The organism is Sporosarcina sp. OR05, from assembly GCF_041414805.1.
In the GTDB taxonomy this organism is placed as follows: Bacteria; Bacillota; Bacilli; order Bacillales_A; family Planococcaceae; genus Sporosarcina; species Sporosarcina saromensis.
In genome coordinates this window covers 96,311-118,060 of record NZ_JANKJL010000010.1, presented here as the reverse complement: position 1 = coordinate 118,060, position 21,750 = coordinate 96,311, and the positions used below count along the sequence as shown (strand labels likewise).

Genomic DNA, 21,750 nt, shown 5'->3' with positions numbered 1-21,750 from the left:
AATCACAACTGAACTTATTCTTCAATCCGTAAGATGTCGTTCTTTTCTTCATTGAATTGGTTGGCTATATAATTTCTTACGATTTCTTCAGTAACTGTGCCTACTGTTGTACAAAAGTAGCCTCTCGCCCATAGATGCTGTCCCCAAAACCTCTTCTTCAACTCTGGGAACTCATCTTGCAATAGTCTTGATGACCTACCTTTTAGATATTGCAAAATTTTATTCGGCGACAAACTTGGCGGACAAGACAATAACAAATGAATGTGATCTTTTCCTACACTACCCTGTAGGATTGTAATTCCCCTTGCTTCACATCCCTGCCTAATCAGTTCCCTTGTCCTTATCGCAACCGGACCGCTTAATACCTTATATCTATACTTAGTAACCCATATCACATGATACTTGATATCATGCACAGTATGACTGCTTTTCTTAAACCCATCCATATTCTCACCTCATATGGAGAGTATGGACAGATAAAAACAAGGCTAAAAGCGTATACCGTCTAAAGACGGTGGATTTAAACCACGCGTTAGTATATTAAAAAGGTACCAAGCTCTGAACCAATTTAAAATCCAACAAGAACCTAGTCCCTAAAATTCAATTCGAATTACATGTGAACCTGGCATCTTGAATCAATGAGCGCGTTGCAAGAAGCATAGAGCGCACTCCCGCATTGTTAGAGCGGAATTGAGGGTGATAGAGCGGGGAAACTAGAGACTTAGAACGCGACGCGGCATTCTAGAGAAACAAGTATCGTAAACTATAACACGCTCAGCAATCCAAGATTGGTTGCTAAGCGTGTTATTTAAATTCTTCTATTCGTTAATATTTTCTTGTTCGTATATAACCACTTTTTTCCACACACGGAATTATCCAATTTTTTATTGGCATTCATTTAAAGTAGCGCAAGAGACTCATTTCGAAAGATTTCCCCTACATTGTAAACTAATTTACATCACTTTTTGAATTCCTTCTATACAATAAAGTTAGTCCAGTTGATCATTAGCTAATTCGTTTAATTCGGCTAGATCGTTTATCACATAAAACTTCCCTTTTTTGATGATATAATTCTGATCCTCTAGCCATTTTATATTTTTAGCAACAGTTACTCTCGTAGTGCCAAGAAGGTTCGCCATCTCCTGCTGCGTGAATTGAATGGTCAACTGTACTTTTTTATCATCAATTTTTTCAGAGTATTTTTGAGACAATTGGATGAGGAGTGCTGAGATGCGTGGTAATGATTTCATATAACTTAGCTGCAGGGACTGGGAACATAATAATCGGTATTTCTTTGTAATCATATCTAGCGTCTGAAATATGAAATCGGGTTCCTGGGAAATAAACGATATGAAATCTCGTCTTGAAATTTTTTTAAGGATAACTGCGGACGCACAAATGGCGCTTGTTGAATATCTTGAGTCCTGGCTTAACGAGCACTCACCCAAAATCCCATTTTCACCGACAATAGCAAGTGCCTTTTCTTCTCCAGCCGGGGAAATGAGGAAAAGTCTTACCCGTCCCTTTTTAACGAGGTATACATACTCCCCATGATCATTTTGATGAAAAACAGTTTCGTTTTTCTTAAACGAAACTGTAGTTCCGTAATTCGTTAAGTTCTCCCACTGGTATGGAAGTTTATCAAACCAAGGATTTAATAATTCTAGTTCTTTTAAATGACTATCCATATCAGTCACACTCCATTTCGAAAGGAAGTTAATCAATGAAAAGTTATCGCAGTGATTTTCCTATATTAGAAAAAAAGATCATGCTCTCCAGCTGTTCACAAAGTGCAATGTCCAATCAGGTGATGCACGCATTTAAGTCGTACCAAGATAGCCTGCTCGTTTCAGGAATGGACTGGGATGAATGGATGAACGTGACGAATGCCGCAAAGGAAAAGTTTGCATCCCTCATTAATTGTGGTCCATCGGAAATTGCCATCCTCGGTTCCGTATCCGACTGTATTTCATCCATCCTACACGCACTTCCTTTGGCAACTAAAGAAGTTGTGACAACCGAAATTGATTTCCCGTGTATCGGACAATCTATATTGGCTCAGCAAAAGAGGAAGGACTTTTCCGTCAGCTTTATTCCTAGTAACAATCATTCAATTCCATTGGAGTACTACGACGAATATGTGACAACTAACACTGCACTTACATGCATCCCCCATGTGTCTTTCTACAACGGCTTCAAGCATGATTTAAAAGCCGTGTCTGAAATCGTCCATGGGAAAGGCTCTCTGCTCTTTGTAGATGCCTACCAATCTGCAGGTTCTGTATCAATCGATGTGAAAAGAGATAACGTAGATATACTCGTAGCAGGAATGCAAAAATATCTTTTGGGTATTCCAGGCATTGCGTTCATGTATGTCCGAAAAGAGCTTGCCGAGTCCTTAGAACCTTCAACAATCGGATGGTTTGGGCAAAAAGACATTTTTGGCTTTCATTACGACAAGCTCGAATACGCAAATGGGGCACAACGTTTTAATACTGGAACACCGCCAGTGATCAATGCCTATGTGGCAAACGCGGCTCTCGAATACATCCTTTCAATCGGTGTCAAAGAAATCGAGGATAGACTGACACAGCTTTCTCAGTTCACTATTGAAGAAGCGATCAAGCGAGGACTCGATGTTAAAAGTCCTGCCTTCTCGAAAGGATCTACAACAGCAATTTACTGCAAGGATGCCAATTTAATGGAGCAATTGCTACGGAAAGATAACTTGATTTTGTCAGCTAGAAAGGATTGCATACGACTAGCGCCGCATATTTATAACAACGAAAATGATATTCTACAAGCACTCGATGCGATCGTTTATCATTTGCCGACAACTAATAAGTAATGGTACCTAACAATGTCAGCTACTAGTTAGATTTCTACTATTATATCAAGTTTGATTTAAAAGTAAATCGACAATTCATGACACTTGCAATTATAAAAATGGGCCTTCCCCGAATTTACGGGAAAGGCTTTTTGTTTATTCAATCATTCACTTTTCTAATAATCACTTTTTGCTGTCCATGTAGCAATGTTTTTGAACCGATGTCTGCCAGTTTTTCAAGATCTTCAGAAATCACTTTAGCAAAATGATTCCCTGGCAGCCACCCCATCGGAAAGAATGTTCTAGCATCGCGGCCATAAAAAATGCCGATATCAAATATTTGCGAAGGTACTCCTCCCCATGCATAAGCCGGCATGTATGTAAATAGTAGATCACCCGGTTGTGGAAAACAGGTGAGGTTTTCCTTTACGTCGCCAGAAAGCCCACTATCTGAACATACCTCTTCTGAAAACTGTACGCTTATTTCTTTGCCGGTATACATAGCATGTTTTCCAGTCGTTTCGATCGATTCGTTCGATAAGATTTGTAAAATGGATGTGGTTGTTATCGGCGCCTGTTTTTCCAACAACTCAGCACGAACTGAAATTTGGTGTTCAGGAAACTCAATCTCTATTCTTGTCATTTTCTAATCTCCTTTTATACAACGCTTGGCTCTCTTACCAATTCATTTTTTTCAAACCTTCTATAGTTCAATGATGAAATATCCACTGCGGGTTCTAAACCTAATGTAACAGAAGCAACTGCTTCCCCGATTGCGGGAGACATCATGAAGCCATGACCGCTCATCCCGACAGCTTGATAATAACCTGGCACTTGGTCAACCTCACCAAGAATCGCCTGATGATCAGGTGTGCTATCATAAGTGCCATCGACATGCGTTCTAAATTCAACTTTCTCTAGCGGAGGAAACAATTCCATCCCTACTTCTGCCGCTTTTAATTGAAAATCGAACATTGAATAAGGTGGAGTGAGGTCTTTTCCAATATAACTGCAATAAAGAGTGCCATCGGACAGTTGCTTTGCAGCAAATCCTCTTTCAAAGCTAACTAACAACGGCTCGATCAATCGTTCCTCTATCCGGTTTGTATACAAGATTCTCCTTGTTTCAAATTCAATCGGTAATTCCACGCCAGCAGTTTCGGCTAGTTTCTTAGAACCGAGTCCAGCCGCATTGATCACTTTATTTGCATGCAATAACCCACGACGTGTACACGTTACGCCGACAACTTTTCCGTCTTCCAATACGATTTCCTCAACATCATCACTTACAAACGATACACCTTTTCGCTTGGCAGCATCCGCGAAGCTGTTTGTAACATGGTAAGCATCATCCGCAAAGCCATCCGTCTCACAAAATGAAGCTGCGATAAAACTAGTTGTATCAATTCCAGGGATAATGGAGGCGGCTTGCTGAGGATCCAAAATCTTGGTCGGAATGCCTAACGCATTTTGCAGTTTAACGCTTTCCTTGTAATTCTCCAACGCTTGCGTTGAATGGAATGTATATAAATACCCAACTTCTCGAAATTGGATTTCATGTTCAGGCTTCAAATGATCATTAATCGATTTGAAAAACTTTGTAGACTCCCGGGACATGAGACAGTTGATCTCAGTTCCCCACTGTTGGCGGACTCCCCCCGGACAAATGCCTGTTATATCCGAGGCGATTCCTCCCTTATCAATTACTAACACGTTCGTACATCCTTTTTCTGCTAAGAAGTAAGCAATTGAACATCCGATAACTCCAGCACCGATGATAATCACATCATACTTATTCATTACTATTCATTCCTCCCGTATAAAGATGGCAAGCTGCATAATGACCATCTTCTATTTGTTCCAATTGCGGTTCTTGGCTTTTACATATATCCATGGCAAACGGACATCTCGTATGGAATCGGCATCCTTCCGGCGGATTTATCGGGCTAGGTATATCGCCTTTTAACAAGATCCGTTCCCTTCTAAGCGCTCGGTTCGTTTCTGGTATAGCACTGATTAATGCCTGTGAGTAAGGATGGAGCGGTTTATCAAAAAAGCTTTTTTTGTCGCCGTACTCAACAATTTTGCCTAGGTACATGACAGCTATTTGATCAGAAATATGTTTAACCACACTAAGATTATGTGTGATAAATAAATACGTCAGATTGTATTTTTTCTGTAAGTCTTGAATTAGATTCAAAACTTGTGCTTGGACAGAAACATCCAATGCCGAAACAGGTTCATCCATAATAATGAGCTTCGGCTCTACCGCTAATGCTCTAGCAATTCCGATCCGTTGTCGTTGACCACCGGAAAATTCATGCGGATACCGATCGAGGTACATCACATTCAAACCGACATCTGACATAATCTGCTTCACTTTTTCCAGTCGTTCTTTCTTCGTTAAGTTCGTATGGATCGTCATCGGTTCTTCAATGATTTGACGGACCTTTAATCGCGGATTCAGCGATGCATACGGATCCTGAAAGACGATTTGCATATCCTTACGCATTTTTTTCAATTGTCTTGCGCTCAAATTATAGAGATCGATGCCGTCTAAAACCACTTTACCTTCAGTCGCTTCAATCAGTCTAAGCAGTGTACGCCCTGCAGTAGATTTCCCGCAACCCGACTCGCCTACAAGGCCCAGCGTTTCTCCTCTATTAATGGACAAATCAATTGCATCTACTGCTTTTACAAATTGTTTTTTTCCTCCAACCAGTTTCTCTCCCTCTATGGAAAACCACTTTTTCAAACCTTCAACCCGAAGTAACGGCTGTTCCACTTGACGGCACCTCCTGCCCTTCATATCGCTCGCTATACATCCAACACCTTACCTTTCTCCCCTCGACCGAAAGCAGATCCGGCTCCTCTTGAATGCACAAATCTGTCGCGTATTGACACCTCGTATGAAAACGGCATCCTTTGCGCAATTCAGTAGGATGCGGGACTTGGCCAGGAATCGGTAGTAGACGTTCTGTTTCATCATACATGCTCGGAATCGAACTCAATAATCCCGTTGAATAGGGATGGAGGGGCTTATCAAAAAATGATTCAACGTCTGCATATTCGACAATCCGGCCAAGATACATGACGGCTATTCGATCAGCTGATTCGGAAACTACGCCTAAATCATGTGTGATCAAGAGCGTTGCCATATCGAGCCGTTCTTTTAAATCCTTCATCAAGTTCAGGATTTGTGCTTGGGTGGTAACATCTAGTGCAGTTGTCGGTTCATCTGCAATAAGCAATTTCGGATTGCAGGCCAACGCCATTGCAATCATTACACGTTGCCTCATTCCGCCCGACAATTGATGTGGATATTCATCGAGCCGTTTTGAGGCAGATGGGATTCCAACCAATTCGAGCATTTCAATCGCTTTAAGACGTGCTTGTTTTTTTGTTAATTTTTGATGCAATACAAGAACCTCGGCGATCTGATTTCCTATCGTATACACCGGGTTTAGCGATGTCATCGGCTCTTGAAAAATCATGGAAATTTGGTTTCCTCGCAACATCCTCATTTGCCGCTCATCGTAATCAAGAATGTTCTCGCCTTTAAACAAAATCTCTCCGCTTACAATTTTGCCTGGTGGTTTTGGAATGAGTGATAAAATTGATAAAGAGGTAATACTTTTTCCACTTCCCGATTCTCCGACAATCCCCAGTGTCTCACCTTGCCTTATTTCGAAAGTGACATCATCTACAGCGGGAATTTCTTTTCCATCCGTGTAGAAATAGGTTTTTAAGTTTTTCACTTCTAAAATAGTTTCCATACAAATACCACTCCTCTATAGCGACAGACTGATTTTACGCGGTGTGTCTGTTAACACGTCACATCCTTCTTCAGTGACATGGATCAAATCCTCAATTCGCACGCCGACCCGGTTAGGGATATATAGACCGGGTTCTACCGTAAATACCATCCCCGGTGCAACGATATCACTGCCAAATTGGACAATGCGTGGCAACTCATGAATTTGAAGTCCAACTCCATGCCCTAAACCACGTAAACTGTATTCTTCCATGTCGCTTTCCTCAAAGACATTGCGGGCAACCTGATCCAGTTGATGGCTCTCGATACCTGGCTTAATCGCAGCGATTGACTTTTCCAGCGCTTGTAATGTCAGATTGAACACGTTAGCGGAATAGCTATCAACTTCACCAATCGCAATTGTTCTAGTCATATCAGACATATAACCGTTAAAATTCACACCGAAATCAATCAAGAGGAACTCATCCCTCTGCAGTTTCCGGTTCGTTGGAACAGCATGGGGAAGCGCTGCCCTTTCACCAAATGCTACAATGGTGCCAAAAGCGGGTCCCTCGTGTCCCCCTTTCAACATCAAATATTCCAATTCATTGCGCACATCCATCTCGGTCATCCCGATTTGAATCATCGGCAACAATTCGTCAAATGCATCATCTGCAATTTGGACTGCCTGTTTGATGATTGCCAGTTCTTCTGAAGACTTTACTGCACGAATCTCAAGGAGTTTAGCTCCAAGCGGAATCCATTCAATGTCTGGAACGAATGAACTGAATAATTTATAGTGAGACACCGTCATTAAATCCGACTCAAATCCAATACGTCCTCTTAACCGTTCTGGCAATTTTAATGAAAAAAAATGATTCATCGCTTTGTCTGCCACTTCTATCTTGCAAAACGGAGATTGTTCGTTCGCTTGAAGTGTATAGCGCTGATCAGTCCATAAATAATCATCTTGGCCATCAAAATAATACACACCATTGCTGCCTGTAAATCCGGTCAGATAACGTAGATTTTCATGCGAATGGATGAAAACACCATCGAGTTGGTGTTGTTCCATCAACTTCAACAGCTTGCTGCGTTTTTCTTTTTTCATAGCTACCGCCCCCCTTTTTTGCTGATGGGCTATTCCACCTTATAGGAATAGGGAGTCATAGACTCCCTCCCGACAATTTATTGCAATGACCAATCTTTCGCATTGAATGTGACACCTCGGAAATCCGGTTCAAACCCTTTGATTCGTTTGTTTACGACAAATGGAGAACTTTGCTCATAAATTGGAATCCAAATTTCATCTTCAGCCAGCTGTTGGCCGACTTCCCATATATATTGCTGACGTTTATCGAAATCGATTTCACGTGCTTGTTTTTCTAGCAAGTCATCTACTTTAGCGTTTGAATAACCAACAAAGTTATAGCCGTTCGGCGGCTGGTATGCTGAGCCGAAATAGCTTCTGTATTCATCTGGATCCGCTTCAACTCCAAAACCGAGTATATAGGCGGAGTAATCATCAGATTTTACCTCCCGCTGCGCACCATTATCGTCTTTAGGGAGTAACTTTGTAACGAGAGTAGGAAAGTCCAATGAACGGATTTCTGCCATAACACCGATTTGTTCCCACATCTGCTTCAATAGGACGGCTGACTGTTCACGTTCCTTTGCTCCTGTTGGCACTTCAAATGTGAAGGTCAACGGTTTTCCGTCTTTTTCATAAATTCCTTTTGCATTTTTTTCATAACCAGCTTCTTTGAGTAGTGCTTCAGCCTTCGCTTTGTCGTATTCGTACGTAGGTAAATTCGGATTATGCGACCAATGCGTCGAAGGGAAAATATCCTCTGCCACATTTCCATATTCTCCAAGAACTGAGTTTACAATGTTCTGTTTATCGACAGCATGAGCTAATGCTTGTCGGACACGACGATCTCCAAAATGATCAGCCTTTGAGTTGAAACCTACATAATAGACACTTAGCTGGTTTTGTGTAACAAGGTCAGCATAATTTAAACTTGAAACGGAAGGTGTTTCAGCAACCGGTACGGATGTAATGTCGACATCTTTACTAATGAACGAAGCGAGCATTGTATTTGCATCTCCAAAACGGGCGAATACCTTGTCAAGGCTAGGCGCGCCTTGGAAGTATTCTTCATTCTTTTCTAGTTCAATATATTGACCAGTTTCCCACTTAACAAATTTGAATGGACCTGTACCGATCGGATTGCGATTCGACTCATGTTTCGCCCATTCACCTGGATTGATATCGCCTAAAATATGCTTCGGCAATACACCGATGAACAAACCTGAAAGGAAAGGAGCAAACGGATCATCTGTTGTAAACTTAATCGTTGTTTTGTCAATCACTTCGATTCCAGACACGCTGTCCGCTTCACCATTTTTATATTCTTCAGCTCCGACGATTGGATCGACTCGCCAATAAGCGCCTCCGTCATAATACGGATGTGCAAGGGCTGTAAAGGTGAACGCCACATCTTCTGCAGTGAACGGTTCGCCATCATGCCACTTAATGCCATCTTTCAGCTTAAATGTGTATTCTTTATTGTCATCTGATATTTCCCATGTCTCTGCAAGGCTACCAACCATCTTCAATTCTTCATCTGGAATGACGAGAGAATCATATACCATATGGGTAATATTCGTATCAGAAGTCGTTGCGTAAATCATTGGGTTCAAGTTACCAGGCTCACTGTTAAAAGCGATTGTAAGAGTTCCACCCTCTTTTGAACCACCTTCACCATTTTGGGTAGTGCCAGGACTCCCATCCTGTGAAGAACAAGCAGCAGTCAGCATTAATACCATCATCAGTAGGAAAAACGTATTAATTTTTTTCATTTCTATCCCCCTAGTCTTTTTTAGTTTTTGGATCAAGCGCATCCCTAAGTCCATCTCCGACAAAGTTGATGCAAAGAATGGTGATCAAAATAGCAAAACCTGCTGGCGCCCATACCCATGGTTTAAATTGCAGCACCATAATGGATGTAGCCTCATACAGCATATTCCCCCAGCTTGGCACAGGCTGCTGAACGCCTACGCCAAGAAAACTCAAGGAGGATTCAGTTAAAATGGCTTCTGCCGTTTGCAGGGTCGCCTGCACAACAATCGGAGCCATGATGTTCGGCAAAATATGTTTGGCAATGATAATAAAATTGTTTTGTCCCATTGCTTTGGCGGCTTCAATATATTCGGTTTCTCTTACTCTGAGTACTTCCCCTCTGACAAGCCGAGTCATTGTCGTCCAGCTAACAAGCCCAATAATAATCATCACATTGAATATGCTAGGCTTCAAAATCGTGGCGATTGAAATGGCCAGAAATAGTACAGGGAAACAGATGACAATATCTGTTATTCTCATAATAAGTGTGTCGACCCATCTGCCATAGTAACCGGCAATCATTCCTAACACGACTCCGGTTATCGTAGCGATCATGACCGCTACAAATGCGACACTCAGGGAAACACGTCCCCCGTAAATAATTCTGCTCAACAAATCGCGTCCCAAACTATCTGTTCCTAACAGATGCTCTGCAGATGGACTCGCATGAACGTTGTATCCGCCATCTGGTTTTGTTTGCGAAATATAAGGGTCATAAGGCGATATAACCGGAGCCAAAATGGCAGCTATTACAAGAATGCTTAAAACGATTGCGCCAAACAAAGCTAATTTGTTCTTTTTAAACCTTTTCCACGCTCCTGAGTTGGAAAATCTCTTTTCCGGCTCCACTGACACTTCTGTTAACGCCTGTCGCGTCATATAATCCCCCTCCTTTCCAGCTGTTGCCTAATAGCGGATTCTTGGATCCGTCCACGCATACATAATATCAGCGAGTAAATTTCCTGACATGACAAGTATCGACGTGAATAGGTTAAGCGCCATGATCACTGGATATTCTCGTGCAACGATGCTTTGAATCCCTAGGCTTCCCATACCTGGCCAGTTGAAAATGTACTCTGTTATATATGCCCCGCCAAATAGGAATGGAATGGATAGGCCAAAGATCGTAATGACCGGGATAAGGGCATTCCGTAGAGCATGTTTTAAATAGACAACATTCTTTTTCAAACCTTTGGCTTCTGCTGTACGGATATAGTCCTGCCCCAAAACTTCAAGCATGCTGGACCTTGTAAACCTCATGACAACAGCAATCGTGGGCATCGCTAAAACAGTAGCAGGCATTATGACATGTTTTGCATAATCCATTACTAACCCAAACCCTGTGTAGCCTGCCCCAATCGTTAACATGCCGGATGTCGGCAGCCATCCAAGCTTCAACGCAAACAAGAAAATCATGCCAAGGCCCAGAAAGAACGAAGGAACCGATATACCAATGAAAGAAAATACAGTTAGTACATAATCTTGTATTTTGTATCGATGAGTCGCAGAATAGACCCCTAATGGAATCCCTATGACAAATGCCATAACAAATGCACTGCCCGTCAATAATAGTGTCGCTGGCAACCTTTCCAAGATTAGTTGCCCAACAGGCTGTCCCGTCTTAACGGTGTAGCCAAGATTGCCTTGTAAGATCTCCTTCATCCAATTCAGATATTGGACATAGACAGGGTCATCCAACCCGAGGCTCTCCCTCATTTTTTGCATCTCGGCTGGTGAAATTTTCGGATTGATCATTGTTTCCATCGGATTCCCCGGAGCAAGCTGCATAATGAAAAATGTCATGATTGTTATACCGAAAAGAATCGGTATCGACTGGAGAATCCGTTTAATGACATACCTTTTCAAACCTCTCCCTCCCATGGAATGCAAACGACCTCATGCTGTCTTTCTGAAAGCCACTCTGCCCCATCTTCTGTAACAACAACATTTTCCTCGACTATGAAGTGAACGCCATTCTCCATGAAAATTGTTGGTTCAATTGTGAAGACCATACCGGCTTCAATTTCCATAAACGGTGCCTCACCATACCGTTCCCATGCAGGACCAAGCAGCGCACCGCCGTCATGTACATCACGCCCTATTTGATGGCCCGTTGCATGTGTGATATCCGGGTAGCCGTTAGACAAGTAATGTTGTCGAGCGATGTTGTCAATTTCAAACCCTTTAGCTCCCGGTCGCAATGCCTCTTTTGCCATCGTGATTGCTTCATAGATGACATTGAACGTTTGCTGAATTTCCTTTGGCGGCTCCGTTTCTCCCTCTTTAAGAAAGTAGACAGTCCGCGCGATATCCGAGACATATCCCGCATACTCCACACTAAAGTCAAAGATGACTAAATCGCCCGCATCAATGACAGCATCACTAGGTGGCCTGTGGGCAATATTTTCTTTCATGACGATAGGTCGAGATGCAGTCCGGTCCACACCATTGACAAGTCCACGGTCATTCAAAGCATTGACAAAAAGGTCTCCTGCTTCTTTTTCCGTCATTCCAGCTTTCAACTGCCGAAAACATTCAGAATAGATTGTCGTTGTTAGATTCACTGCATGATGGATTGCTTGCAATTCCGCTTTCGTCTTAATGCTTCTTAATTTTGTTAAAAAAGGTTCTGACGAAACAAACTCCACTTCCGGAAATTCCGATAAAGCCTTCATCAGCCACCGGTATCGGCCGGTAGTCAACCCATCAGCTAGCGGCTCCTCAATTGAATAGTTTAAGGCGATACGCTTTGGGGCCACCTTAAGCATAAGTTCACGTAAGCCTTCTTCAATACTTGGGCTATGCTTAATAACCTCATGAAACACACCGGATTCTTCGATATCTTGAGCGTCTATTGAACTGCAAATCGCGTATCGTCCACCGTCTTTCGTAAATAAGAATATGCCCGGTCCGACTGTTGCCACTCCCGGCACAAGCTCCAAGCAAGGGTCACTACTTTCACTTGCATAGATAAGCCATGCGTCTGCATATCCCTCATTCAAATAGGAGATCGCTTGTTCAACTTTTTCTTTCTGTATTTGCATAACTCTTTACCTCTCTTCCTGCTAGAAAAGTGATGGTTTCCACTAACAAGCGGGTTCCAAATTCGAACGAATCCAGCTCAATGCGCTCGTCGGTATTATGAACCCTTTTTAACACTTCGGTAAAAGGGATTTTAACCGGAGATAGCCCGTAAATATTTTTTGAGAGATGACCAATGAAACGGCCATCTGTTTTCCCTAAAGCTGTAAACGGCATAATGACCAATGGATAATTTGCATCCTCGCTCATTTTTTCTGTATACCTTATTGCTTCTGCAGCTATGTCACATTCATAGCCTTCATGGAACGAAGTGATTTCCCACTCTACATTCGACTGGTGGAATAAATGATCAAGTATATGTTCAATATCCTCTTTCTTTTGCATCGGCAACGTTCGAATTTCAATCGAGGCTTCGGCATAAAAAGGAACAACATTGATTTGTTGGCCGACGTCGACCTTTTCTATCGTTACAGTTGGGTATTTCATATATTCATACATTTGTGCGATGAAAATCTCATCTTCGGTTATTTTTTCTTCTTTGCTCAACGTACGAGTAAACGCCTTAGTATAGCGATCAAGTATTGGATAAGTAGGCGGGTTGAAATTTTCCTGTAGAAGACTTGTCAATCCTGAGACTAGGAAAAGAAGTGCTTGATCGGCAGGGGGCGCTCCAGCATGTCCACCTTCCCCTTTTGTTTTCAACCGAACCTTTGCTGTCCCTTTTTCACCCGAGGCGACATACATATAGCGTGTAGAATTATCTTCTACTAGGAAGCCGCCGCCTTCACTGAATACAGTAGCCTCCTTGAATTGCTCGCTGTGTCGCTCAGCTAGGAATGCCATTCCTTCTTGACTGCCATTCTCTTCATCTGCCGTCGCTAAAAAAGTGACCTTCCGATGCAATAGACCTTCCTCTTGCATCTTTTTCAGGACCACGAAAACGGCTGCATGCATCGCTGTCAGCTGTTTTGTGTCCAACGTTCCTCTGCCCCATAAAACACCTTGTTCAATAGCGCCGCTAAAAGGAGGAAATGTCCATTCAGTGTCTCCTGGTCCGACAACATCCAAATGGGACAACAAAATGATTGGCTCTTCCTCTGTTGTCCCTTCCAATGTTGCCACCAAATTTGCGCGACCGCCCGGACTCCATATGATTGTCGAATCAATTCCGTGTTCAGTAAAGAAATCTGTTAATACATTTGCTGCTTCAATTTCGTTTCCATATTCATTTGTCGTATCCGTTTGAATCAGCTGTTGAAGAAGTTTTACAGTTCTAGCCATGAATTCCTTTTCCATTCACCACTCACCTCTACTCTTTCACAAGCCATAATTCTTCTTGACGTTTGCTAAGTATGACTGGACCATCAGGCGTGACAAGCACATTTTCCTCAACAAGCATGCACGGCAGGCCATCATCTTGAATGACTGTCGGTTCGATGGCGTACACTTCTCCTGCTCTGATCGTACCTTCCACAGCTGGTCTCGCAGGTACACGCTTCGGTCCTAATATCGTTCCGCCATCATGTGTTGCGCGGCCAATCTGATGACCGACAGAATGGCGAATTGTCGGATAACCCGCTTCCTCGATTACTTTCCTGCCAACTTCATCGACTTCATAACCTTTCTTACCAACTTTCAATGCCTCGATTGACGCGGTGATGGCGCGGTGCGCCGTTCTAAATGCGTGTTCAATTTCTTGAGGCGCTTCTGTCTCTCCAGCTCTTACGAAATAGATGGTTCTTGCAATGTCCGAAACGTAATCATCATATTTGAGGCTGAAATCCACAATAACTAGATCACCAGGTTCAACTTTACGATCACTTGGTTTTCGGTGGGCCAAGCCGTGTCGTACTGCGCATACCAATGGCGGATCATAAGCTCCGCCTAACCCAGATGAAACACCCCGCTCCTTCATCTCAGCAACGAATAAGTTTCCAATTTCGAGCTCGGTCATATACGGCTTCATCTTTTTATGAACAGTTTCAAATATGTCCGTTGTTGCATGAACAGCATTTTTTATGGTCTCTATTTCTGTGCTCGTTTTAACACTTCTCAACTCGGAAAGCATTTGCTCACTCGATGTTTCAACTTGCTGAAGCGCATCCTTTCCAACCGTGTTAAGAAGCCAAGTATACAGACCGAATGTAAAGCCGTCACAAAGATGATCGTGCTCTGAGATATTCAATGCAAGCTTTTGAATGGTTAGCCCCTTCCATATACTGAGGAACTTCTCTTCAATTGCTGCTTCATATATGTGCACATGTTCAAACAAACCCGTTGCTTCATAACTGCCCGCATCACTTTTTGACGTCAATACAAGATGCTTTCCAGAGTTCCTTAAAAAGATGGCTGCCTGATGAACAGAGCGAACGCCTACTAGAAGAGGCAATGCAGGATCCGAGCCTTCCCGGGTCATGATCAACCAAGTATCCACATGATGCTTTTTCATCAGGTGTGTCGCCTGTTCTAATTTCTCCCGTACAACTTCTGTATTACTGCCTTTCATACGCAATCTCCCCTTCCGTATATCTCTCAATCAGACTTTCCATTATCTCTACCATTTGCGAAATGCCGAATTCCAGATCTTTAATGGAGATTCGCTCATCCATTCCATGTACTAAGGGAAGAACCTTATCGAATGTCATTTCAGATGTCATTGGACAATAACCAAGCACTTCGGCATGCTTTTCTTTGAAATACTTTCCGTCATTGCTCCCAATCGTCATAAATGGGACAACGACAGCTTCCACTCCTGACTTTTCCAGCTTCTCCTGAAGGAGCAGCCGAAGCTTTTCATCTAATGTCTGATCGTAACCTGCATTCATTGCATGCCAGTTAATCAATGCAGATGGTTGGATGGATTTGACTTTCTGCTCCACTAGATTTTTCACTGTGGCCAAATCCGTGTCTGGAAGCGGTCGTACATCCACAGAAATCGTATAGGCTCCATTCGACTCCTTTACTTGCTTCCCTCCGCAGATTGATGTCACTGTGAATGTCGTTTTCACCATGGCCGAGAACATCCGGTTATACTTTTCTGGAATTAGATCGAACAATTCCTCAAATCCCTCTGTCTTTGAGGAAATCCCCAATTTCCTTTCCATCAGTTCAAACATTGTGGAGACCGAGGGTTGCATTTGTTCCTGCGGTACTTGCAGAGCTGCAACGGATTGTGCAATTCGAAATGCTGAAAGCTCCGCCTCATTTGAAGGGAGATACGGGTTTCCAGAAGGTTTTCTTGGAATCGTGAGAGTGAAAGACATGTTTCCCTTTTGTCCAGTCTCCACCAAATAAAAAAACGTGCCGCCCACTTCGATCGGAAATCCACCCCCCTCATTCCAAACGATTGCATCCTTCCATAAGAATGGATAATCGCGGAGAAGCCTTTTCAGCCCGTTCTCACTCCCATACTCTTCCTCTGAAGTAATTACTTGCACGATAGATAGCGAAGTTTTTGTTCCCCTCAATTTTTTCATTGTCATTAAATGAACAATGCCTATTTGCTTCGCATCGATCGTCCCTCTTCCCCAAATGAAATCATCAACGATCTTTCCAGAGAACGGCGGGTAGATCCAACCATCTGGATTCGCATCGACGACATCGACGTGTGAAAGAAGAACCATAGGCTTTTGAGGGAAAGGCGTTCCCTTTCTTTGATTGTCATAAAAAAACACTTCATCGTAAAAAGGTTGTAAATCCTCCTCCCTCAGCGCGATAATCAAATTTCCTTTTGAAGGAGCTGTCTCGTGAAAATACGTATATAACCCAAATGAATCCGCTAACCTTTGCATGTAGAGGAGGCCGCTTTTCTCATTTCCTTCTGACGTTGATGTATTGATTTGAACATAGTTTGATAATAGAGTTGGCGCTGATTCCATTGCTGTTACACACCTCATTCTGATTAACAATAAACTTATTATAGACCAACGAAAATTTTTAAGATGTTAAATAGTTTACATTATTACTTGATTTAGAATATTTTTTACAACGAATAAAGAACTTGAAGCTGCCACTGACTACAGCCATACGATTGTTCCATCATTGCCGGGCGAATAATAAAAAGAAGTCAACCAGGCATTCTCTGGTTGACTTCAAATTTCCTTTTCCCAATCATCACCACTACAATTTTACCTCTCACAAGCTAACGCTCCCACACCTCATTACTCCGCGCTAATCGGTTTTCCTTGCATTCGCTGTTTGCCTTTCTCGTCGTTCGGCAATGGCTTTGAGAAGATTCTGGTCAGTCTAGCTACAATCAGCAAAAAAATCAGAATCGCTAATCAGACGAGTCCGACGATTAGCGAGCTGCTTTGGAGCATGAGCACCGGAATGATGGAAGTGATTAGACCGCCGCCTAGGAATGGACTATAGAACGGTGCTCTCAGCGCGTAGGCCTTTCCGGAATCGGTTTCCATTTCCGGATCTACTGTGCGGAGAAGCAATAGGCCCACTGCCGCTACTCCCGTGTAAGAACCGTAGTGGACTATGGCATTCTCGAACCAGTTCTCAGGGAAGAACCGCTTTCCTAAATAGTAGAAATACCAAATCATCATTCCGAGTGCTAGAGCCGTTAAGATGAGTAACGGGACAAAGTACTCGATGACGATCGGAACTTTAATAGATGCCACCGCACCAATGATGAGGAAGTCGAGTGCGAACCCTTGAATTCTTTTAAATGTATCCAAGTTGATCATATCCATGTGTTTCGTTCTGGAGATGACCATATTGACCAGCAAACCACCGATCATGACCAGTGGGAATAACGGGATACCAGGGACGTAAATTGTAACCGCTTTCTGCATGAACCAACCGATGAGCGTAGCAATTGCAATCAGACCCATATGGAATGCAAATCCTTCTACTAAATCCGGGTTCAACGTATTTACCGAGCTGACAGTCCGCTTTTCAGCAGGAATGATGTCATCCTCATTGTTGCTTGCAAGTGTCTTTGAATCTTTGATAATCGACGTATAACCTTTTCGTACGCCATGGTTGATCATAATAATACCACTTACAATTCCCAAAACAATCCCAAGAGTGGCCGCAGTCACGCCTAGAGACGCGCCGCTTTCCCAACCTAGATCGGTGTAGCTTCGCTTCCATTCGCGGGCATGAACAAGCGAAACGCGCACTTGAAATTTCCGCTGCTGGCGGACATCATTTGTTACTCACCGGACCGCCTGGTTGCGGCAAAAGTATGCTGTCAGATGCATTTCATACGATTTTACCGGATTTAGTACACGATGAAATTATCGAACTTTATAGCATCTATCATTTAGCCCAGGAAAACCGGGGCATGTCAGTTCGTCCGCCTTACCGCCATCCCCATCACTCCGCTTCGTCGATTTCGTTAATTGGTGGCGGAACATTTCCGAGACCGGGTGAAATCTCGCTCGCTCATCGTGGCGTATTGTTTTTAGATGAACTCGGTGAATTCTCAAAGAAAACATTGGACATGCTTCGACAACCAATGGAAACGGGCCAAGTGACGATCAATCGCGTCAAACAATCCGTAACGTATCCGTCGAATTTCATCTTAATCGCTGCAACAAACCCTTGTCCATGCGGCTATGCCGGCTCGAATGAACGGTACTGTACATGTTCACCGAAACAAATCATGAACTATCAGCTAAAAGCATCCGGCCCTTTGCTGGACCGCCTTGACTTCGTGCTTTCGCTCCAAAGTGTCGGACTGCAAGCGACAGGCAAAGCGGAGACTTCATCAAGTATCCGAAAGCGTACAACAGAAGCCCGTAGACTGCAACGTGCACGTTATGGCAACGAGTGGCTGAATGGCTTTGTTCCGTTCCAACTGTTTGACGAAACATGCGGACTAACTACGGACCAGAAACAAATGATTCAACACATCTGTTTTGAGCAAAAGTGGAGCAACCGCACCCAAATGAAACTGTTACGAATCGCTCGGACAATTGCAGACCTAGCGGGAATCGAACACATTTCAGACGAAGCGTTGCAAGAAGCGATTCAATGGAAAACAGTCGCTGCCAATTTACATACCTCTATCCGAATGGAGGGACGGTAAGTGGCGCGAAGAAAACGCAACTGGCGGCCAAACGCCTACTATCACGTCGTCATGCGGGGCAACAACCGTGAAAAAATCTTCGCAACCGACGAGGACTAACTGAATCTAAGGCGAGCAATTGAACACACATACACCAAATACCCCTTCACCTTACTCGCCTACTGCATCATGACAAATCATTACCATTTGCTCATCCGCTCAGAAACCGACCTGAGCAAAGTGATGGCGTCCATCAATCGAAAGTATAGCGACTACTACGCTAAACGCTACGGGCATGTAGGCAGGATTTACGAAAAGCGGTATTACGCATCCCACGTCGACGGCCCAGAAGCCTTGCTCATCGTCAGCGGCTACATCCATCGCAACCCAATCGACACAGCCATTCCAATGGTTCAAAATCTAGCAGACTACCCATACAGCTCATTTCCCTTTTACGCAAACGAAACAAAACCACCCCCACCCTTTCTAAACACAGAACTACTCCCAACATTACTACCCAACCCGTTCGCAAAAACCAAACAAGCCTATTGCCAATACTGTCTCATGTACAAACACGTCGTAGAAGAGGGATGATTGGGTGTGGTGCGCTGGAACACTTTTTGACGGTGCCTGTGCAAGAAACATTCATGTTAATTCAACCAATTTGAATGGATATACAAAAAATAATGTGAAACACATCGCCTACAGCATTCTAAATTTATGAAAATACAATTGTAGTGAATTAACTGAATTCAACTATACACAGGCATCCGATTTTCCATCATACAGACGCCTGGCAATTATTTATACAATAATGTAAAGACTTTCCCGTAACCTGTAGAAAAAATCTCTTCTTTCAATGATAAATCTCTATCACCTGTATCTGCATTCCATACATTCAAATATGTTATCTCTGGTTTAACTGTGGAAGCAAATTTCTCAATGTGGATAAAGTCATGTGTTCTTGACTTGTCAGGAACTTGAGAATTCCAGGTTAAAAATTTTTCTTCCTCCCAGGCATGTGAGTATTCCGAGTAAATAATATCACCATTCTCTGAAATAATTAGTACCATTTCTAAATCCGTTATTGAAATCAATTTTAAAGCTAACATACTCATAGAAACTTTCCACTTGCCAGATAAGTTAATAATGTTCTCAACAAAACTTGCATGAAGTCCTTTTAAATGTTTAACCTCTTTCGAATTTGTCGGTATTAATAATCGGTGAGCAAATTCATTTGCTTCCTTTTCCCAACTCAGATTAACATACTGACTATTATACTTATCATTGTTTATTATTTCCTCAATATATTCATCAACTAGAATATTTCCTTCCTTTGGAAAAGAATGCTTTAACAAATGACAGATTTCATGTGCTAAAGTAAAATTTGTTCTCTTTGCTGACCGATTATTATTGTTAAGGACAATCATTCCTTTATTTGCAGATGAACTTTTAAAAGTAAATGCTTCTATTTTATCTGGCAACGCAACTTTTTTCACTAGGATATTCAGTTTTTCACAGAGTTCAAACGGATCGATGGGTGAATCCAGTTCTGTTTTATGCAACAGATCGTTAATAATTGCATCGTCACTAAACCCTTGTGGGAATGCAAGATCCGATAAACTGTGAGTTTTTTTAATTTCTGTGTGATATGCATTCAGTATTTCTTCCCATATCTCATCTTCTATTTCGCCGTAGACCTCATTCATGTATTTATCAGATCTAGCCACAAGTTTGAATTTAATTGGTTCCGTACTAATATCGTTTGTTCCTATTATCTTATTTGAATAACTATACAGTAATGTTCCTAAAGGAAATGGAGCATTTATAGATGCATTTCGTAAAATTGATACGAAACTCTTCCCATTAATATACTTTTCTAGTTTCTTCATAGTTAATATTTGGAATGAAAAAATCCTTGTAGATAATTTAAAACTTTCATTTGAGATTGCATCAGTAAGTTCATTTATAAAATGGGGACTAATATTATCCTCTTGATTAACTATTCCAATAACTTGCTTTGTTATTTTATGTAGATTTTGATCTAAGTCGGGAGCAAAAAAATTATCTAATTGTTCAATTTTACATTTAATTTCCCCTTCAATCATTTTTAAGCAAAAATGCACAGCTAATTCCAATGTTTCATTGCCCCATAAGGCTTTTATGTGTTCATCATACAGATTATACTTTTTTAATGTAGATTTCCATTCATCGCGGCTATTAGGATAGCGATTAAAAACATAATTCAACACTTTATAATCTTCAAAATTTCTACGACACCATATATTTAATGCACGTCTTGCAAATTCAATAGATACAGTTTGATTTTCTTCACTGATTTCTGCAAGTAATATAAACGCACCTATTGAAACTTCTTCGTTTCCTTTTGAGTCAAAGAAATTCCACAAAGATGACTGATACAGACTAGCTTTGTTATTTTTAGCAAACCAACTTGCAACTGGAATAATTCCATAGTTGGTATTTGTAATGATGCATATACTCTCTAATTTTCCTTTGCCTTCAAAAAAATCCTTCACATGTTTTTCTCTTATATTATTATCCATTTCCACCTCCCCTTTCTACCAGCCTAAACAAAGTGGAAACACAGTATTGTCATAAAGACTAACCATTTTTATTCCTCCAACACTTTCTACTTGATGCGTTGTTGATCGCAGTACTCCTCCAGATCTATAAATTTTCCGAAAAGAAGTTTCATCCAAGCAGACATACGTTGCTTTATATGATCTATATGGTATACCATGGCTATGTAGCACTTCTTGATGCGTTTTATTGTTAAATAGCTGACTATGTTGTGTAAAATAAATACCATCGCCATAGTGCGGCTCTCTGGTATTAATGGTATCCATCAAGCAATTTAGACACAAGTGCTGGTACCTAGCTTTTGGAGGTTCTCCATTGCTTATATACTGATAAGTCTTTTCCTCGTAATAATAATAAATTTCTATTCCGGAGTATAGTTCAGTTACTTCTGCTTCATGACTTTGCAAATCTATTTTACTAATATCTGTTATACTACCGCATAACTCCATTTCCTCTGGATTAAAATTCTCAGGAATCTCGTGTCCACAATTAAAGGTTTTTGTTCTCTTCGACATACTTTCACCCCTAGACAACTTTATTGATTATCAATAATTCCAATTCAAAATTTAAAACAATAAATATTTCACACACACCATATATTC

20 protein-coding genes are annotated in these 21,750 nt (G+C 41.9%); 3 read left to right on the top strand and 17 right to left on the bottom strand.

Translation table 11 applies throughout. From position 1 onward, the window contains the following. Positions 1-14: 14 nt before the first annotated feature. Both tnpA and NRI27_RS13825 read right to left on the bottom strand, forming a co-directional pair. Positions 15-446 (bottom strand): IS200/IS605 family transposase, encoded by a 432-nt coding sequence (gene tnpA, locus NRI27_RS13830; RefSeq protein ID WP_371391248.1) that lies wholly within the window; start codon positions 444-446, stop codon positions 15-17. A 543-nt stretch (positions 447-989) separates the two neighbouring features. Beyond that, positions 990-1,688 (bottom strand): Crp/Fnr family transcriptional regulator, encoded by a 699-nt coding sequence (locus tag NRI27_RS13825; protein ID WP_371391247.1) that lies wholly within the window; start codon positions 1,686-1,688, stop codon positions 990-992. A 35-nt stretch (positions 1,689-1,723) separates the two neighbouring features. Here NRI27_RS13825 and NRI27_RS13820 point away from each other — a divergent pair, with 35 nt between their 5' ends. After that, the gene (locus NRI27_RS13820; protein WP_371391246.1) at positions 1,724-2,848 is read left to right on the top strand and encodes an aminotransferase class V-fold PLP-dependent enzyme; all 1,125 of its coding nucleotides are present in this window, start codon (positions 1,724-1,726) and stop codon (positions 2,846-2,848) included. Positions 2,849-2,987: 139 nt separating this feature from the next. Here the strand turns inward: NRI27_RS13820 and NRI27_RS13815 are convergent, their stop codons facing one another. From NRI27_RS13815 to NRI27_RS13755, 13 genes are all read right to left on the bottom strand, one after another. Beyond that, a complete protein-coding gene (locus tag NRI27_RS13815) occupies positions 2,988-3,470 on the bottom strand; it encodes a DUF3830 family protein (protein ID WP_371391245.1) in 483 nt (160 codons plus the stop codon). A 14-nt stretch (positions 3,471-3,484) separates the two neighbouring features. Then, on the bottom strand, positions 3,485-4,627 hold the full coding sequence (locus NRI27_RS13810; protein WP_371391244.1) for an NAD(P)/FAD-dependent oxidoreductase: 1,143 nt from the start codon (positions 4,625-4,627) through the stop codon (positions 3,485-3,487). After that, entirely contained in the window at positions 4,620-5,612 is a 993-nt protein-coding gene (locus NRI27_RS13805) for an ABC transporter ATP-binding protein (RefSeq protein ID WP_371391243.1), read from the bottom strand. The genes NRI27_RS13810 and NRI27_RS13805 overlap by 8 nt, the downstream gene beginning before the upstream one ends. Continuing rightward, positions 5,587-6,603, bottom strand: a complete 1,017-nt coding sequence (locus tag NRI27_RS13800; protein WP_371391242.1) for an ABC transporter ATP-binding protein — start codon at positions 6,601-6,603, stop codon at positions 5,587-5,589. Before NRI27_RS13800 ends, NRI27_RS13805 begins: the two co-directional genes overlap by 26 nt. 15 nt (positions 6,604-6,618) lie before the next feature. Continuing rightward, positions 6,619-7,692, bottom strand: coding sequence for a M24 family metallopeptidase (locus tag NRI27_RS13795; protein WP_371391241.1), 1,074 nt, complete (start codon positions 7,690-7,692; stop codon positions 6,619-6,621). A gap of 77 nt (positions 7,693-7,769) precedes the next feature. Further along, a complete protein-coding gene (locus NRI27_RS13790; RefSeq protein ID WP_371391240.1) occupies positions 7,770-9,443 on the bottom strand; it encodes a peptide-binding protein in 1,674 nt (557 codons plus the stop codon). A gap of 10 nt (positions 9,444-9,453) precedes the next feature. Next, entirely contained in the window at positions 9,454-10,362 is a 909-nt protein-coding gene (gene opp4C, locus NRI27_RS13785; RefSeq protein ID WP_371391239.1) for an oligopeptide ABC transporter permease, read from the bottom strand. A gap of 27 nt (positions 10,363-10,389) precedes the next feature. Next, the gene (locus NRI27_RS13780; protein WP_371391238.1) at positions 10,390-11,349 is read right to left on the bottom strand and encodes an ABC transporter permease; all 960 of its coding nucleotides are present in this window, start codon (positions 11,347-11,349) and stop codon (positions 10,390-10,392) included. Continuing rightward, positions 11,346-12,527 (bottom strand): M24 family metallopeptidase, encoded by a 1,182-nt coding sequence (locus tag NRI27_RS13775; protein ID WP_371391237.1) that lies wholly within the window; start codon positions 12,525-12,527, stop codon positions 11,346-11,348. The genes NRI27_RS13780 and NRI27_RS13775 overlap by 4 nt, the downstream gene beginning before the upstream one ends. Continuing rightward, positions 12,502-13,821, bottom strand: coding sequence for a M20/M25/M40 family metallo-hydrolase (locus NRI27_RS13770; protein WP_371391236.1), 1,320 nt, complete (start codon positions 13,819-13,821; stop codon positions 12,502-12,504). Before NRI27_RS13770 ends, NRI27_RS13775 begins: the two co-directional genes overlap by 26 nt. 13 nt (positions 13,822-13,834) lie before the next feature. After that, positions 13,835-15,031 carry a M24 family metallopeptidase gene (locus NRI27_RS13765; protein WP_371391235.1) on the bottom strand — a complete coding sequence of 399 codons (1,197 nt, stop codon included), beginning with the start codon at positions 15,029-15,031 and terminating at the stop codon, positions 13,835-13,837. Further along, complete coding sequence (locus tag NRI27_RS13760; RefSeq protein ID WP_371391234.1) at positions 15,018-16,403, bottom strand: M20/M25/M40 family metallo-hydrolase; 1,386 nt, start codon at positions 16,401-16,403, stop codon at positions 15,018-15,020. Before NRI27_RS13760 ends, NRI27_RS13765 begins: the two co-directional genes overlap by 14 nt. Before the next feature lie 402 nt (positions 16,404-16,805). After that, the gene (locus NRI27_RS13755) at positions 16,806-17,525 is read right to left on the bottom strand and encodes a sodium/glutamate symporter family protein (RefSeq protein WP_371391233.1); all 720 of its coding nucleotides are present in this window, start codon (positions 17,523-17,525) and stop codon (positions 16,806-16,808) included. Between the two features lie 101 nt (positions 17,526-17,626). On the opposite strand from NRI27_RS13755, the gene NRI27_RS13750 reads away from it, so the two are divergent. Beyond that, positions 17,627-18,568 (top strand): YifB family Mg chelatase-like AAA ATPase, encoded by a 942-nt coding sequence (locus NRI27_RS13750; RefSeq protein WP_371391254.1) that lies wholly within the window; start codon positions 17,627-17,629, stop codon positions 18,566-18,568. A 99-nt stretch (positions 18,569-18,667) separates the two neighbouring features. Then, on the top strand, positions 18,668-19,141 hold the full coding sequence (locus NRI27_RS13745) for a transposase (RefSeq protein ID WP_371391253.1): 474 nt from the start codon (positions 18,668-18,670) through the stop codon (positions 19,139-19,141). A 206-nt stretch (positions 19,142-19,347) separates the two neighbouring features. Here NRI27_RS13745 and NRI27_RS13740 read toward each other — a convergent pair whose 3' ends face one another. Together NRI27_RS13740 and NRI27_RS13735 are read right to left on the bottom strand one after the other, a co-directional pair. After that, on the bottom strand, positions 19,348-21,111 hold the full coding sequence (locus NRI27_RS13740; RefSeq protein ID WP_371391232.1) for an ImmA/IrrE family metallo-endopeptidase: 1,764 nt from the start codon (positions 21,109-21,111) through the stop codon (positions 19,348-19,350). Positions 21,112-21,126: 15 nt separating this feature from the next. Further along, positions 21,127-21,663 carry a hypothetical protein gene (locus NRI27_RS13735; protein ID WP_371391231.1) on the bottom strand — a complete coding sequence of 179 codons (537 nt, stop codon included), beginning with the start codon at positions 21,661-21,663 and terminating at the stop codon, positions 21,127-21,129. Positions 21,664-21,750 lie beyond the last annotated feature (87 nt).

What these genes read in the sequence shown, in the direction of transcription:
- tnpA (WP_371391248.1), bottom strand. Translation starts at nt 446, where the DNA reads ATGGATGGGTTTAAGAAAAGCAGTCATACTGTGCATGATATCAAGTAT.
- NRI27_RS13810 (WP_371391244.1), bottom strand. Translation starts at nt 4,627, where the DNA reads ATGAATAAGTATGATGTGATTATCATCGGTGCTGGAGTTATCGGATGT.
- NRI27_RS13800 (WP_371391242.1), bottom strand. Translation starts at nt 6,603, where the DNA reads ATGGAAACTATTTTAGAAGTGAAAAACTTAAAAACCTATTTCTACACG.
- NRI27_RS13765 (WP_371391235.1), bottom strand. Translation starts at nt 15,031, where the DNA reads ATGAAAGGCAGTAATACAGAAGTTGTACGGGAGAAATTAGAACAGGCG.
- NRI27_RS13820 (WP_371391246.1), top strand. Translation starts at nt 1,724, where the DNA reads ATGAAAAGTTATCGCAGTGATTTTCCTATATTAGAAAAAAAGATCATG.
- NRI27_RS13815 (WP_371391245.1), bottom strand. Translation starts at nt 3,470, where the DNA reads ATGACAAGAATAGAGATTGAGTTTCCTGAACACCAAATTTCAGTTCGT.
- NRI27_RS13795 (WP_371391241.1), bottom strand. Translation starts at nt 7,692, where the DNA reads ATGAAAAAAGAAAAACGCAGCAAGCTGTTGAAGTTGATGGAACAACAC.
- NRI27_RS13770 (WP_371391236.1), bottom strand. Translation starts at nt 13,821, where the DNA reads ATGGAAAAGGAATTCATGGCTAGAACTGTAAAACTTCTTCAACAGCTG.
- NRI27_RS13755 (WP_371391233.1), bottom strand. Translation starts at nt 17,525, where the DNA reads ATGATCAACCATGGCGTACGAAAAGGTTATACGTCGATTATCAAAGAT.
- NRI27_RS13740 (WP_371391232.1), bottom strand. Translation starts at nt 21,111, where the DNA reads ATGGATAATAATATAAGAGAAAAACATGTGAAGGATTTTTTTGAAGGC.
- NRI27_RS13775 (WP_371391237.1), bottom strand. Translation starts at nt 12,527, where the DNA reads ATGCAAATACAGAAAGAAAAAGTTGAACAAGCGATCTCCTATTTGAAT.
- NRI27_RS13760 (WP_371391234.1), bottom strand. Translation starts at nt 16,403, where the DNA reads ATGGAATCAGCGCCAACTCTATTATCAAACTATGTTCAAATCAATACA.
- opp4C (WP_371391239.1), bottom strand. Translation starts at nt 10,362, where the DNA reads ATGACGCGACAGGCGTTAACAGAAGTGTCAGTGGAGCCGGAAAAGAGA.
- NRI27_RS13825 (WP_371391247.1), bottom strand. Translation starts at nt 1,688, where the DNA reads ATGGATAGTCATTTAAAAGAACTAGAATTATTAAATCCTTGGTTTGAT.
- NRI27_RS13735 (WP_371391231.1), bottom strand. Translation starts at nt 21,663, where the DNA reads ATGTCGAAGAGAACAAAAACCTTTAATTGTGGACACGAGATTCCTGAG.
- NRI27_RS13790 (WP_371391240.1), bottom strand. Translation starts at nt 9,443, where the DNA reads ATGAAAAAAATTAATACGTTTTTCCTACTGATGATGGTATTAATGCTG.